The 14,134-nt window shown below is 39.9% G+C and carries 14 protein-coding genes and 1 riboswitch; of the genes, 8 read left to right on the forward strand and 6 right to left on the reverse strand.

Going from position 1 to position 14,134, the window contains the following annotated elements:
• Nucleotides 1-95 precede the first annotated feature (95 nt).
• Nucleotides 96-1,031: a 1-aminocyclopropane-1-carboxylate deaminase/D-cysteine desulfhydrase gene (locus tag BWD42_RS01270; protein WP_254846155.1), complete on the reverse strand. Its 936-nt coding sequence runs from the start codon at nt 1,029-1,031 to the stop codon at nt 96-98.
• Between the two features lie 18 nt (nt 1,032-1,049).
• On the opposite strand from BWD42_RS01270, the gene BWD42_RS01275 reads away from it, so the two are divergent.
• Complete coding sequence (locus BWD42_RS01275; protein WP_077432669.1) at nt 1,050-2,096, forward strand: RluA family pseudouridine synthase; 1,047 nt, start codon at nt 1,050-1,052, stop codon at nt 2,094-2,096.
• Nucleotides 2,097-2,115: 19 nt separating this feature from the next.
• The gene (locus BWD42_RS01280) at nt 2,116-2,982 is read left to right on the forward strand and encodes an aminotransferase class IV (protein ID WP_077432670.1); all 867 of its coding nucleotides are present in this window, start codon (nt 2,116-2,118) and stop codon (nt 2,980-2,982) included.
• A 125-nt stretch (nt 2,983-3,107) separates the two neighbouring features.
• Here BWD42_RS01280 and BWD42_RS01285 read toward each other — a convergent pair whose 3' ends face one another.
• The gene (locus BWD42_RS01285) at nt 3,108-3,683 is read right to left on the reverse strand and encodes an NADPH-dependent FMN reductase (protein WP_077432671.1); all 576 of its coding nucleotides are present in this window, start codon (nt 3,681-3,683) and stop codon (nt 3,108-3,110) included.
• 217 nt (nt 3,684-3,900) lie between these two features.
• Between BWD42_RS01285 and BWD42_RS01290 the strand changes: the two genes are divergently transcribed.
• Both BWD42_RS01290 and BWD42_RS01295 read left to right on the forward strand, forming a co-directional pair.
• Nucleotides 3,901-4,428 (forward strand): hypothetical protein, encoded by a 528-nt coding sequence (locus tag BWD42_RS01290; RefSeq protein ID WP_217699977.1) that lies wholly within the window; start codon nt 3,901-3,903, stop codon nt 4,426-4,428.
• A gap of 195 nt (nt 4,429-4,623) precedes the next feature.
• Nucleotides 4,624-5,550, forward strand: a complete 927-nt coding sequence (locus BWD42_RS01295) for a polysaccharide deacetylase family protein (protein WP_139350977.1) — start codon at nt 4,624-4,626, stop codon at nt 5,548-5,550.
• An 87-nt stretch (nt 5,551-5,637) separates the two neighbouring features.
• Here the strand turns inward: BWD42_RS01295 and BWD42_RS01300 are convergent, their stop codons facing one another.
• Nucleotides 5,638-6,219, reverse strand: a complete 582-nt coding sequence (locus tag BWD42_RS01300; protein ID WP_077432673.1) for a PhnA domain-containing protein — start codon at nt 6,217-6,219, stop codon at nt 5,638-5,640.
• Between the two features lie 173 nt (nt 6,220-6,392).
• Between BWD42_RS01300 and BWD42_RS01305 the strand changes: the two genes are divergently transcribed.
• Nucleotides 6,393-7,262 (forward strand): neutral zinc metallopeptidase, encoded by an 870-nt coding sequence (locus tag BWD42_RS01305; protein ID WP_077432674.1) that lies wholly within the window; start codon nt 6,393-6,395, stop codon nt 7,260-7,262.
• Between the two features lie 77 nt (nt 7,263-7,339).
• Here the strand turns inward: BWD42_RS01305 and BWD42_RS01310 are convergent, their stop codons facing one another.
• A complete protein-coding gene (locus BWD42_RS01310; RefSeq protein ID WP_077432675.1) occupies nt 7,340-8,320 on the reverse strand; it encodes an acyl transferase in 981 nt (326 codons plus the stop codon).
• Nucleotides 8,321-8,489: 169 nt separating this feature from the next.
• Nucleotides 8,490-9,233: a 3-oxoacyl-[acyl-carrier-protein] reductase gene (fabG, locus tag BWD42_RS01315; RefSeq protein WP_077432676.1), complete on the reverse strand. Its 744-nt coding sequence runs from the start codon at nt 9,231-9,233 to the stop codon at nt 8,490-8,492.
• 314 nt (nt 9,234-9,547) lie between these two features.
• Here fabG and BWD42_RS01320 point away from each other — a divergent pair, with 314 nt between their 5' ends.
• From BWD42_RS01320 to BWD42_RS01330, 3 genes are all read left to right on the forward strand, one after another.
• Nucleotides 9,548-11,047 carry a malate:quinone oxidoreductase gene (locus BWD42_RS01320; protein WP_077432677.1) on the forward strand — a complete coding sequence of 500 codons (1,500 nt, stop codon included), beginning with the start codon at nt 9,548-9,550 and terminating at the stop codon, nt 11,045-11,047.
• A 13-nt stretch (nt 11,048-11,060) separates the two neighbouring features.
• A riboswitch (TPP riboswitch) is annotated at nt 11,061-11,202 on the forward strand.
• A gap of 58 nt (nt 11,203-11,260) precedes the next feature.
• Complete coding sequence (gene pnuC / locus BWD42_RS01325; RefSeq protein ID WP_077432678.1) at nt 11,261-11,881, forward strand: nicotinamide riboside transporter PnuC; 621 nt, start codon at nt 11,261-11,263, stop codon at nt 11,879-11,881.
• Nucleotides 11,856-12,950: a hypothetical protein gene (locus BWD42_RS01330; RefSeq protein ID WP_077432679.1), complete on the forward strand. Its 1,095-nt coding sequence runs from the start codon at nt 11,856-11,858 to the stop codon at nt 12,948-12,950. Before pnuC ends, BWD42_RS01330 begins: the two co-directional genes overlap by 26 nt.
• Before the next feature lie 331 nt (nt 12,951-13,281).
• Here BWD42_RS01330 and BWD42_RS01335 read toward each other — a convergent pair whose 3' ends face one another.
• Complete coding sequence (locus BWD42_RS01335; RefSeq protein WP_139350978.1) at nt 13,282-13,995, reverse strand: hypothetical protein; 714 nt, start codon at nt 13,993-13,995, stop codon at nt 13,282-13,284.
• Nucleotides 13,996-14,134 lie beyond the last annotated feature (139 nt).

The following is a 14,134-nucleotide window of genomic DNA, read 5'->3' on the forward strand; positions in this document are numbered from 1 at the left end:
TTAAATTTTAAACTTGTCAAACTTACAACATAATCGAAAAAAAAATGTCAGTCAAATGTCTGCTAGCGGTATAAAGAGCCATTTATTGATCTAGGTCAATTAAATGCAAAACGATCATACATCCCAAGCAGTCCAGTAATGCCGCCAGTGTGAACGACGAGTAGCTGATCTGCTGGTGTGAAATAATCTTTTTTTATAAGATCATCAATTGCATAGAGCAATTTCCCGGTATAGGTTGGTTCGATCATAATTCCCGTATTACTGATAAAATGCTGTGTGAAGGTAAGTAGTTCAGGATTGGTCTTCGCGTAGCCGCCAAAATGATAATCCAGGTGTAAAATAGGAGGGCTAAGATGGGGATAAAGTTGATTAACTTCATCAGAGATAAAGCTGCCGTTCTTTAGGACAGGGACGCCGTGTATCTTGGTAAAAAGATCTTTTTTGTCGATTGCATTAGCAATTCCTGCAAGCGTAGTGCCGGTACCACAGGCGGTAAAGATATGTTGATAGTCCTGTTGAAGTTCGTCTACAAGTTCGGCGCAGCCTCTGGCGCCCAAGATACCATAGCCGCCTTCATGGATATAAAAGCTGTTGGAATCCTGACCGAAATAATCACCATACAGCTTTTCTTTGTTTCGATAAGCGTCCCGGTCCACATAAATAAGCTGCATCCCAAACAATTGACACATGGTCAGCACAGGGTTATTAACGTGCTCATCACCTCTTACGAAAGCGGTAGTTTTGAACTGGAAAGTAGCTCCAGCACAAGCTGTCGCCAACAAATGATTGCTCCAGGCTCCGCCAAAAGTAACGAGATGATTTTTTTGTAGCTGTAAGGCCTCCTGAAGATTATACTTTAATTTTCGCCATTTATTGCCTGAAATAAAGGGATGAATCAGGTCATCTCTTTTCAGTGTCACTTTGATGTGCTTTTTCTCCCATAAAGGTAGCGTGACTTCTGTTTCGGGACTATGAATTTTAAATGGCAACATAATATTAAATGAAAACAAATTTAACGAAAATTGTTTCATTTGGCTTATTTTTGTAGCATGACAGAACAAATGGGATCGCAAGATCAAGAAGAACAAGAGTTATTTGAACATCTACGCATTGAAGTGGATAGGGGGCAGGCATTACTCCGTATTGATAAATATCTGATGAATAGGGTAGAGAATGCTACAAGAAGTAAAATTCAGCATGCCATTGAAGCAGGTTCTGTCATGGTTAACGGCAAAGAAATCAAGGCGAGTTATAAAGTCAGACCTGATGATGTTATTACCTTGGTATTACCTGATCCGCCGCGTGATAACGAGGTTTATCCTGAAAATATTCCATTAGACATAAAATATGAAGACGACGATGTACTTATCGTAAATAAAGAAGCAGGTATGGTTGTCCATCCGGGCTATAATAATTACACAGGTACATTGGTCAATGCATTGACTTACCATATACAACAGTTGCCACAGCTGCCTGGAAATTCAGACCGTCCCGGTCTGGTACATCGAATAGACAAAGATACTTCCGGTTTACTGGTTATCGCTAAGAACGAAAAATCGATGGCCTTTTTGGCAAAGCAATTTTTTGATCATAGCATTACCCGTAAATATATTGCTTTGGTGTGGGGTGATTTGAAAGAGGATGGCACGATTACAGGTTACATTGGTCGTCATTTGAAAGATAGACGTATAATGGCCATGTACGATAGTGAGGATAAAGGACGATGGTCCGTGACACATTACAAAGTATTGGAACGATTAGGTTATGTGACATTAATTGAATGCCAATTAGAGACTGGACGTACACACCAGATTCGTACGCACATGCAATCCATTGGTCATCCATTGTTTAATGATGCCATGTACGGTGGGGATAAAATATTAAAAGGAACTGTCTTTTCAAAATATAAGCAATTCGTAGACAATTGTTTTAACCTGCTTCCACGGCAGGCGCTTCATGCACAGGTATTGGGATTTGTTCATCCGACATCAAAAGAAAATATGTATTTTGAAGTACCATATCCTGAAGATTTTCGTTTAGCTTTAGAAAAGTGGCGTGGTTATGCTGCAAATTCCATGGCTGTGGAAAATGATTAAAATTTAGAAACAAGTAAAGATGCCGACAAACTATATCAATTATAATGGCAATGTAGTGCCGGAAGAACAGGAAATATTTAGCATAGAAAATAGAGGCTTTCGCTATGGTGATGGATTGTTTGAAACTATGTTGTATAAAGACGGTGACATCCGTTTTCTGAATTTCCATGTAGCGCGTTTACAGCAGGGGATGGAATTGATTCACCTGGATGATGCGAATCTTTTCGACGAATTTTTTATCCGTTCAAGATCGGAGGAATTGATCCGTAAGAATAATATGCTGGGCCAACAGGTTCGCATTCGTCTGATTGTCTTCCGGACCGGTGGTGGACTCTATAGTCCAAGCACAAATAAACCGGGATTTGTTTTACAGGTACAACGCATAGAACCCAACCTGAGGGATAAGAAAGTCGGCCTGATTGTGGGCTTATATAGTGAATTCAAAAAGCCTTATAGTGATTTATCTAAAATCAAATCGCTCAACGCTCAAATTTATGTGTTGGCGGGTATTTATAAGAAAAAAATGGCATTTGATGATGTATTGATCTTAAATCAGGAAGGCTACCTTTGTGAGTCACTAACATCAAACATCTTCGTGTATTACGAAAAAATATTGTACACACCGGCACTTTCAGAAGGCTGTATCGAAGGGGTTATGCGCCGTGTTGTCATGGATATGGCGAGGGCTGAAGGGATTGAAGTGGTGGAGGCGCAGATCAGCCCCGAGATCATGAAAAGGGCAGATGAAATTTTTTGTACAAATGCGGTACAGGGGGTGCAATGGGTGATGGGATATAAGCAAAAACGCTATTTCAATAAGATCTCACGCATATTGCAGGACAAACTGTTAAGCTGGAATTACGATGCAAATGAGGAGCAAAATTAAGGTTGTACGAAGTAAATAATAAAGACAAAAGGCCAGGATTGGACTGACCTCAAAAAGTTGGACTAATTTACGCAGTGTATTTGATATAATGAGCTCGATATTCCACCGGGCTCATTCCATTTAAATTAATCCTGGCCTTTTGTATGCACAATTCTGATGATCCAGTGTTCAAAAGCTTTTTTGAAGCTAAGTAGAAAGTCTATTGTTTTTTGCAATTCGACCTTGCCGTTTTCTCCGATGGAATCTTTGATACTTCCGAGATATGCTTCGGGCTGCTGCATGGGGTAAATATTGACGAATACCAAAGCCTGTCGGATATGATGATTTGCGCCGAAACCACCATAGACTCCCGTCGAAGAGCTAATAATTGCACCCGGCTTTCCATCCCATTTATTTTTGCCATAAGGTCGAGATCCCACGTCTATAGCATTTTTTAGGACAGCCGGTATGGAGCGGTTGTATTCAGGGCTGATGAAAAGTACTGCGTCCAGCGAAGCGATTTCCTTCCGAAACCGGACATAACTTTCAGGCGGGTTGCCTTCATCATCGAAATCCTGGTTGTAAAGGGGGAGATCCCCAATTTCGATCACGCGATAGTTAAACTTGTTGGCCGGTTGTTCACAGATAAAAGCAGCTATTTTTTTGTTATAGGATTGTTTCCTTAAGCTACCGACGATGATTCCAATAGTGTAAGTATTCATGCTAAAGTTTAATTAAAGTATGAAAAGTATTAATGGTTGAACAATTTGTATCCTAAAAAGTTTCCCTGTAATGCATTGCGAAATTAAAACTAAACTATTCGTGCTGAATAGATTAAGTTTTTGTTAACAAAAATTAACATTTATCATTTAATCTTTTGCATACAGTTTGTTGTCGTATTGTAAAGAAGAAATTACAAAACTAAGGGAGGAGCTACTTATGAAAAAAATGTTTTACACCGCTGCTATCATTGCCGGGCTTTTTGTAGCTGGAACGGCTGAAGCACAGGTCAGTATCAGCGTGAATATTGGGAGTCAGCCCAGTTGGGGGCCAGCGGGTTATGATTACGCCCGTTATTATTACATGCCTGAATACAACATGTATTATGATGTGCCAGCGCGATGTTATGTCTACTATGATAATGGTGGCTGGATAAGAAGGTCGAGTTTACCAAGAAGATATCGGCATTATGATTTTTATAGGGCGCATAAAGTAGTGATCAACGATCGTACCCCTTGGCATCATCATGACCGTTACAGAAGCAGATATGGGCGCTTACGTGGCAGACAGGTTACTATCCGGGATAGCCACCATGGGCATGGCGGATATTCCTTTGCAAGCGAGCGTAGCGTAAGACGCGAACGTTCCTGGGGAGAAAGCAGAAGACATGGCGATAAGGGAAGATGGCATGGACGCGGATATGAAGATAGACATGAACACAGGCATGGAGGGAGACATAGAGATTAATCGGATCTGTCTGTTTTAAGTATCTTAATCGTTTAATTGAAAGGTACCTGTCCAAAAGATAGGTGCCTTTTTTTGTTGCATCGCTAATTCCTGAAAAATTATCTTAATTTTGTGATAGAGGAATGTTGCATGACTTTAAAAAAAAGATCTTTTGCACGCAAAAGATCGCATGTGTCGTATAGGTTAATTTTTGTAATGAGAAAAGTATTTAAATCAAGCTTTCTATGGATGGGCTTGGGGATAGTTGGCTTGGGGTTGCAGTCTTGTAATCAAAACAGCGGTAAAAAAGGAGAAAAGGGTGTTACTGTCGATTCCGTGCAGCACAGGAGAGATAGTCTAATTGTTGTGCAGGATTCCATTACAAAAGTGGATTCGCTACGTAAAGATTCCATTACCAAGATGGAGGCAGATGTTTCCTATACTGGTGCTAAAGATACCACAGTTTTATTGACGGACTCAGTTTCGCCGCGGTATATTTACCTTACTTTCGATGACGGCCCGCTTAACGGTAGTCAATATTTAGATTCTATCGCAACGGCGAAAGGTATTAAAATCAACGCATTTTTGATTGGCGCTCATGACAAGATGAGTAAAAAAATGCATAGCTATACGGAACGTTATAAAAATAATCCGTTGGTCGATTGCTACAATCATAGTTACTGGCATGCTCATGATAAGTATACTACATTTTACTCAAATCCAGTGACGGCATTTGAAGATTTTGAATTAGCAGAACAATCTCTAGGCTTGCAGCATAAAATCGTTAGGCTTCCGGGAAGAAATATCTGGTATGTAGGGGATCGTAAAAAAGTTGATCTAAAAAGTGGTGCATCTACAGCGGAATTGTTACATCAAAATGGTTATAAAGTGATGGGCTGGGACTGTGAATGGAAGATCAATGGTGTAACTGGTAAGCCCGATTTATCAGTTAACCAGCTGTATACACAGATGAAAAACTTACTTCGCAAAGGCACATCCTACACAAAAAATAATGTTGTACTGTTGACCCATGATAATATGTACCAAACCAAAAAAGGACAGAAATTACTGTCAGATTTAATTGACAGTCTTAAACAGCATCCGAACTATCGCTTTGAGTTTATGCGCAATTATCCACAATAGGGAGTTTACATAATTAATCTAGCCCTAAATCAGTAGTATAAGATTACTGGTTTAGGGCTAGATTTTTATAGCGGAAAAATTCTCTCCTTAATTTTGTTTGCGTAGATATTTGGTCAATATAACAATTGTTTGACCTTCAATTTTTCCTTCGATCTGTTCAATATTATCGGCTACTAAGCGGATATTTTTAACCACAGTCCCCAAGGTTACTTTGAGTGAAGAGCCTTTTACATCTAATGTTTTGGTCAATACGACAGTATCACCTTCCAATAATCGTTGACCGATACTGTCTTCATGAAACGACACGTAACCATCATTTTCGTGATCTCCTGTTTTCTTTGCTTCGGCCAATGTTTCATCGTCAAGATAAAGGATATCCAGCGCCTCGGAGGCCCAGCCTTCATTTTTCAAACGATTTAGCATTCGCCAACAAACAATCTGTACGGCAGGATTTTCAGACCACATGGCATTGGGTAGAAATTTCCAGTCCTCAGGGTTTAGTTGCTCGGTTTTATTGAGCTGGTTGGCCAATGTTGTTGAAATCAGTAGGCTGTTATCCAAAGTCGAACTGGTTTCAGGTGGTAATGTATAGGTGATTAAATCCGCAGCAATGCCTGTTAGTTCACATTTTCCGCCAGCCCGCGCTAGTAATTGTTCTTCTAATTTCATATCTGTTTCTATAAAAGCCCAAAAATAAGAATATAAATCGTAGAAAGCTGTAGCTGATAAAATAAAGCTGGTTTTACACTAAAAAAAATAAGGCAAGCTAGTTATATTGGTACTGAATTTGTACGCTAACGATATTGGAAAAAATTATTAACTGGAATAAATAGATAAATCATATGAAATGGCAAGGAGGTAAACAAAGTGGCAATTTTGAGGATCGTCGGGGAATGTCAGGTGGTGGAAAGCTAGCATTGGGCGGTATAGGCGGGATTATTGTATTAGTTATTGGTTTTTTGATGGGTGGAGATCCCATGCAGCTGTTGCAACAGGCACAGAATATGGGGGGGCAAACCGAACAGTCTGGACAGCCTCGCGAACTGAATCCTGAGGAAAAAAGGCTGACGGAGTTTTCTTTGACCGTGTTGCAGAGCACGGAAGATGTCTGGGCTAAACTATTTAAGGAGCAGATGCAGCATAACTATACGCCGACCACATTGGTTTTTTACGATGGTGGTACGCAAACAGATGGTTGCGGGATGGGACAGGCTTCCTATGGACCGTTTTATTGTCCCGGAGACCAAAAAATCTATTTGGACCTGACATTTAGCCGTGAACTTTCTGATAAATTCGGTGCGAAAGGTGAATTTGCAATGGCCTATGTTATTGCACACGAGGTTGGGCACCATATTCAACAATTGGTGGGCTTATTACCTAAAACCAATCAAGCCCGCGGGAAATTAAGTGAACGCGAAAATAACAAGATTTCAGTGATGACCGAGCTTCAAGCTGATTTCTATGCTGGTGTATGGGCGCATTATCTCAATGAATATACCGACATAAAAATAGATTATAACGATATCGTAGACGGTATGAAAGCCGCAGAAGCTGTGGGGGATGATAAGTTGCAGACAGCTGCCCAGGGGTATGCCGTGCCAGAATCCTTTACGCATGGAACTTCAGCGCAGCGTATGGCCTGGTTCAAAAAAGGATATGATTCGGGGGATATGCGCGCTGGAAATACGTTTGAAGATCCAAGCCTGAGATAGCAGACAGATTCCATGACCGCTATACAAGATAGCACAGGCAAAGAGAGCTCTATAAATTTATTATGGGGCTTTTTATTTTATTGAACCAATAAATTACAGCCTCTAATATCGCTTTGATCAAAACGGCCCAAGATCTCAAATGAACCATCGGCATACACTTTTCCTAAATCTTGTGTGGCTATAAATGCGCACGAATAGCGGTTGGCTAAGTCGATGACATTGATTCCTCCTGTTCTGTTGGAAGAAATTAAGCTCAAAGGATCATTTGTATCACGGATTAATATTCTCATCCATTTCGGAAGATGGAAAATGCCCTGACCACAGGAGTATCCTTGAGACAGCAATTCAGTCATACCATATTCAGAGTGAATTCCATTGACCTTAAAAGCGTCCTGAAGCAACTGGTGAATTTCCTCTTTGACCATTTCTTTACGTTTACCTTTCATTCCGCCGGTTTCCATGATAATCAGCTCTGGAAATTCAAGAGCATATTGTTCAATAAAATCAAGCAAGGCATAAGTGACACCAAAAAGGATGGTTTTCGTTCCCTTTTCTTTTAATTGAACAAGCGTATTGTATAGTTCCTGATGATTGTATAGAAAATAATTACTCTCTGCCTGTTTACTCTGTTTCATCAGGTCGTCGATCATATAGATCAGCGAAGAACCGCTTCTTTCGAGATAGGATGGGAGTAGGGCTAAAACAGCGATATCTGTAATTGGACCATAGAAGTCTTCGAATATACGTCGAAAAGTCTGCTCATAGATGGACAGATCAGCAACAAGATGTTTGGATGTGACCATACCTGTTGTACCCGAGCTTGAAAATATAATTTGGGGATCCATTCCGGCTGCCAGTACTCTTTGTGTTTTGAAAAATTCTATCGGCATGAAAGGGATCTCACTATAATGTTGGACTTGATTTTTTTCTTTGCCTATCAGCGAAACATAGTCGCGGTAGACCTGACAATGCAGCAGCTGGAAGCGATAAGTTTCTAAACATTGTTGATTAAAATCATCTTCTGTTTGAATTGCAAAAAAATCTGCCCAATTCGTCATAACATTTAAATTTTGATGGACAAAATTAGCTAAAATTTGGAAATATTGGGTAGGAAAGCGTAAGCTCTAGCGTCGGAATAATGTAAAAGAGCCTGCTGGCGAATTCTGCTATTCGGGATAATAGAGAAAACACTGGTATCGATTTTTGGACACCAGTGTTTGCTATATCTTACAACATACCGCCGTCAACAGGAAGAACCTGTCCAGTCACATATGCGGATAAATCAGAGGCTAGGTAGAGACATGCGTTGGCTACATCTTCGGGAGATCCGGCGCGTTTTAACGGAATTCCGGCTTCCCAGGAAGCGATTACTTTAGGATCTAATATATCTGTCATTTCCGTACGGATAAATCCAGGTGCGACCACGTTCGCACGGATGTTGCGTGAACCTAGTTCTTTTGCAATGGACTTGGTGAAGCCTATAATACCTGCTTTGGAAGCTGCATAATTTGATTGACCAGCATTACCTTGGACGCCAACAACAGAAGACATATTGATAAATGAACCATTACGGTTTTTCATCATTATTTTTGAAGCAGCTTTTGTAACATTGAATACGGATTTCAAGTTGACATTTAGGACATCATCCCAGCTTTCTTCTGTCATACGCATTAACAGGCCATCTTTTGTGATGCCGGCATTGTTGACGACGATATCCAGACTTCCAAAATCCGCAACGATTGCATTGATTAACTGTTCTGCTTCTTCAAATTTTGAAGCGTCAGAGCGGTAGCCAATTACTTTTGTTCCGTAGGCTTGAAGCTCTTTTTCCAGCGCTTGTCCCTTTTCTACAGACGAAAGGTAAGTGAAAGCGACATTGGCGCCGTGCTGTGCAAACACTTCAGCAATTTTTCTTCCAATTCCTTTTGATGCTCCAGTTACCAAAGCAATTTTTCCTTCAAGTAATTTCATATAAGAGTGTAAAGTTATTCGTTGATGTTTTTGCAAAAATGTTAAAACTATATTATAACACAAAATCTTTCGATAAATAACGATTTAAAAAGCTCGGATATTTGTCTTATTTCGGGCTATTTACAGCCGTATCGATCAACAATATCCTGAGTAAGGGCTTCGAAAACCTGAAAAGTTGCATTTCCTTTATACTTAGGATTATTTTAATAAATCAATGGTATTTTTGAATAAGTGCTTCTAAAAAGTACAGTTTTTTGACAAAAGGCTTGGGGGTTTACCAAAAACTATATTAAATTTGCATCAATCACAAAAACATGAGCAAAAAATCAAATAAAGAAGTTGACGTTGTTCTGATCGGCGCCGGTATTATGAGTGCTACTTTGGGGACTCTAATCAATGAATTAAGCCCAGACGTTAATATTGAAATTCTTGAGCGTTTGGATGTTGTGGCGGCTGAGAGTTCTGACGCTTGGAATAATGCTGGTACAGGTCACTCGGCCTTGTGCGAATTAAACTATACACCGGAGCAAAAAGATGGTTCGGTAAAGGTTGATAAAGCGGTTAAAATTGCCGAACAATTTGAAGTATCGAAGCAGTTTTGGTCATACTTGGTTGATAAAGGTATTATCGCCCAACCGGAGAATTTTATCCGCAGCATTCCACATATGAGTGCTGTTTTTGGTGAAAAAGATGTGAAATTTCTAAAGACAAGATGGGAGACAATGAATACCCAGACCTTGTTCAAGGGAATGGAATATACCGAAGATCCTGAGTTGTTAAAATCCTGGATTCCTTTGATGATGGAAGGAAGGGATGCAGGAGAGAAAATTGCTGCAACCAAGATGGACCTCGGTACTGATGTGAATTTCGGTTCATTGACGCGTGATTTGATTAATAACCTGGCAAAAAAAGAAAATATTTCAATATCCCTAAACCACGAAGTTGTCGATATCGAACGCGAAGACGATGGACGTTGGGAAATCGAAGTGAAGGATTTGAAAACCGGGGTGAAGAGAGAGCTAAAAGCGAAATTTGTTTTTATCGGCGCTGGAGGCCACTCCTTATTATTACTAGAGAAATCTGGTATCCCAGAAGCAAAAGGTTACGGTGGATTTCCTGTAGGAGGTCAATGGTTGAGATGTGTAAACGAAGAGATTATCAATACACATCATGCTAAAGTTTATGGTAAGGCATCTGTCGGCGCGCCACCGATGTCGGTACCGCATCTGGATACCCGGTATATTGATGGCAAGCAAGCCTTACTTTTTGGCCCCTATGCTGGTTTCTCTACCAAATTCCTAAAACAGGGATCTTATTTTGACTTACCTGCATCGATCAAATTATCCAATATCCGTCCGATGTTATCGGCAGGACTTGATAACTTGCCTTTGACCAAGTATCTGATTACTGAGGTCATGAAATCTCCTAAAGATAAATTAGAGTCTCTGAAGCAATTTATGCCAACTGCTAAATTGGAAGACTGGGTTATTGAAAAAGCCGGTCAACGTGTTCAGGTGATTAAAAAGGATGAGAAGAAAGGCGGGATTTTAGAGTTTGGTACAGAAGTGGTTTCGAGTGCAGACGGTTCTATTGCGGCGCTATTGGGTGCTTCTCCAGGGGCATCTACTTCAGTGGCGATCATGATTAGCTTATTGAAGAAATGCTTCCCTGAACGTGCTAAATCAGATGAATACCGCAAGAAACTACGGGAGATGATTCCTTCCCATGGCAAATCATTAAACGATGACGCTGAGCTTTGTAGGGAGACGCGTATACGCACGCATAAAGCGTTGAAATTAATTGATATCGATTAATTTCGATTTACAAAATATACTTATGGGGTGCTTTGGATGCATTGTCATCGAAGGCTGAGATTATACCCAATAAAAGCGATTGTGCAACCTTGTACAATCGCTTTTATATACCTGATCCGGATAATGCTGGCGTAGGGATTTTAATTTCAATAAAAACAGCTGTTTTTACCCGCCTAAGTTTATTATATAATATAAGAAATAATAAACAATTGAATGACTTCTGATACAATTTTTGATGCTTTAATCCAGCAAATACAACAAGCTAGCCTAGCTGAGTGGCTGGGGGTATGTTTTGGCATTTTGCAGGTTTGGTTTTCAAGACAAAATAAATCGATCAATTATCTCTTTGGGATAATAGGTATCATTATATCGGTTTATGTCTTATTCCATGCCAAACTATATGCGGAGATCCTGCTCCATGTTTATTATTTGGTAATGAGCATCTATGGTTGGATCTATTGGAAATATAGCAGTGACCGTGTTGTCCCAATCAGCCGCAATACAGCTGGAGATTGGTGGATTGTTGGTATTATCTGTATAGCGGGCTTTCTATCATTCTACTTTGGTCTGGTTCATTTAACCGATTCGGACGTTCCTGTTTGGGACTCTTTTGTTTCCTGTACAGCTTGGGCTGGGATGTGGTTGTTGGCGAAGCGCAAAATTGAAAATTGGATTTTATTGAACATCAGTAACCTGATGGCAATTCCTTTGCTTATGCACAAAGGTTTATTCCTATATGCTGGTTTAACCTTATTTTTATTTGTGATGGCTTTTAGTGGCTATTTTAATTGGCGGAGAATATTAAGTAATGAAAAGAAATATGCAACTGAGTGATGCGACTATCGCTGTACTAAGGGATCAGCAAATGAAAGGCATCCAACAGAAAAGTTTGTCTAGGGAGCAGTTAGCGTTGATTTATGATAACAAGTGGTTTAAAATTTGGGTACCACAATCATTGAACGGCTTAGGCCTGGATTTGGTCAATGGGCTTTCCCTTTTGAAGGAGCTGGCCTATTGGGATGGCGGATTGGCGTGGACAGTAACTTTATGTGCAGGTGCCAATCTTTTTGTCGGTTTTATTGATCAGCTGGTGGGACGGGATATTTTCGCTTCAAAACAGGTATGTTTTGGGGGGAGTGGGCAGATTGCTGGTGTCGCCGAACGTGAGCGTACATCTTATCGTCTGAAGGGGCTGTGGAAATATGCTACTGGAGCACCTCACTTGACGCATTTTACGTTGAATGCTTATATTCAGGAGAAAGGTCAGCCCATACTGGACGAGGATGGAAATCCCCTGGTGAAGTCTTTTTTTGTCGATCGCGAACAGGTGCTAATTCATTACGATTGGGATACATTTGGCCTGGAAGCGACAGCCTCGCATTCTTTTTCGCTGGACAATATATGTGTGGATGAGAACCGGTCTTTTTCTATTGATGCAAAGAAAAGTACGTATACAGATCTGCTTTATCAATATCCTTTTATACCATTTGCGGAGTTGACCTTACTGGTCAATTTTATGGGGATGTATCAGCGGTTTATGGATCTGATTGAGAAGTTATTTGTATTGAGGTCCAATCAGGGGAAATGGGAGATTCTTGAAAGTAAAGCTGCTTTTCGGAAGTTGGACGAAATGCAGCAGGATTATATAGATAGGACGCATAAAATCTTGGATTTGGCAGCTTGTTCTTGGAATAATATCAAGAATGGGACTGATAACACTGCATTATATGAGCGCATAGCGATAGAAAGTCGGGATTTTGTAGAGATCATTTTGTCCAATGTAAATAAACTCTATCCCCATACCGGAATTTCGGGTGCGACGGCTGACAATGAAATCAATATTTTGTTTCGAAACTTATTTACGGCATCGCAGCATAAATTGTTGCAAAAAGGCTTTTTGTAAGCTTGACGAGGAATTTTATTGTTAAGGATACCAAGATTCTTCATCTTGCGGTAGAAATTTCCTCTGTCTAGAATGTAGGTAATGGATTCAGTAAGAGCTTTTTTACCGATTTATTATGCAAAAAATATCGCTTCTGGAGGCCCCGTGATAGACCCAATAATCGTTCCTATAAAACTAAAAGTGTGATTGTAAATAATACAATGGAATTGAGGACAATATAGGGACGCGCGAAATGATGAGCGGAAAGCCTGTTATCGTGTCGGTATCATCGTCAAAACCGATGGTATTTAAGGAATTCGAAATCGATGTTAACGGCATTACTGCAGCAACTTTAATTTAAGTTGAGGCCAAAAGCAAGTCCATACCAGAGTTTATTTTGATAAATCCAGGTGGAACGATTGCCATCCAATAGATGATCGAAACCCAATGCCATTCCAACAGTGAAATTATTGACAGCAAAAATTCCTGCAAATCCTTTGCTCCAAACAACACCTTCATATTCTTGTTGAATGGCGTTATTTGTCGTTGTAGGGGATAGCGAAGAATTTCCAAGACCTGTGAAAGCGCCAAATGAAAAACCTAAATGATTAATGCTTCTATCGGATACACCAAGTGGATTTGTTGTGTAATTGATTATGTATTTGTCCCGTCTGTATCCGAAATAACCAGCCCCGTTCAAGTTTGTATTTAACTGCATAGGAACTCCGGTTTGTGCAGGGCGAAATTTTAGAGGGATCGTCAAAAAATCAATATCGAAAGACGGTTTACTGAATGAAGCAGACTGTTCGGAGTTCGCTTTCAATACATTCTTTTGAAATTGATATACGTTGCATGTATCAATGCTAAATTGGCCATTTTCCTTGGGCTTTGATGGGTGGATCCGAATAGTTTCATCGGCAACATCAATATAGACTTTTTGCTTTACGCCATCTATATTTTGTGTATAGAAGCCATCGTTAAACTCTTTTTTACTATTTTTTTGGAATACGCTGCAACTTGAAACTGTGATGCTGATAGGAATGATAAATTGTGCTAATCTCTTCATTAGTTTTTTTACGTATGTATGGTGATGCTCTAAACGGATCACTTTATTTTCTTTCAAGATATTGGATATACCTAGAGCAGTGATTTTAAGTTTAATGCTTGTCCTCATTAAGTCATCTAATCGAATAAATACCTTCTTG

The sequence above is a fragment of the Sphingobacterium sp. CZ-UAM genome, from assembly GCF_002000245.1.
In the GTDB taxonomy this organism is placed as follows: domain Bacteria; phylum Bacteroidota; class Bacteroidia; order Sphingobacteriales; family Sphingobacteriaceae; genus Sphingobacterium.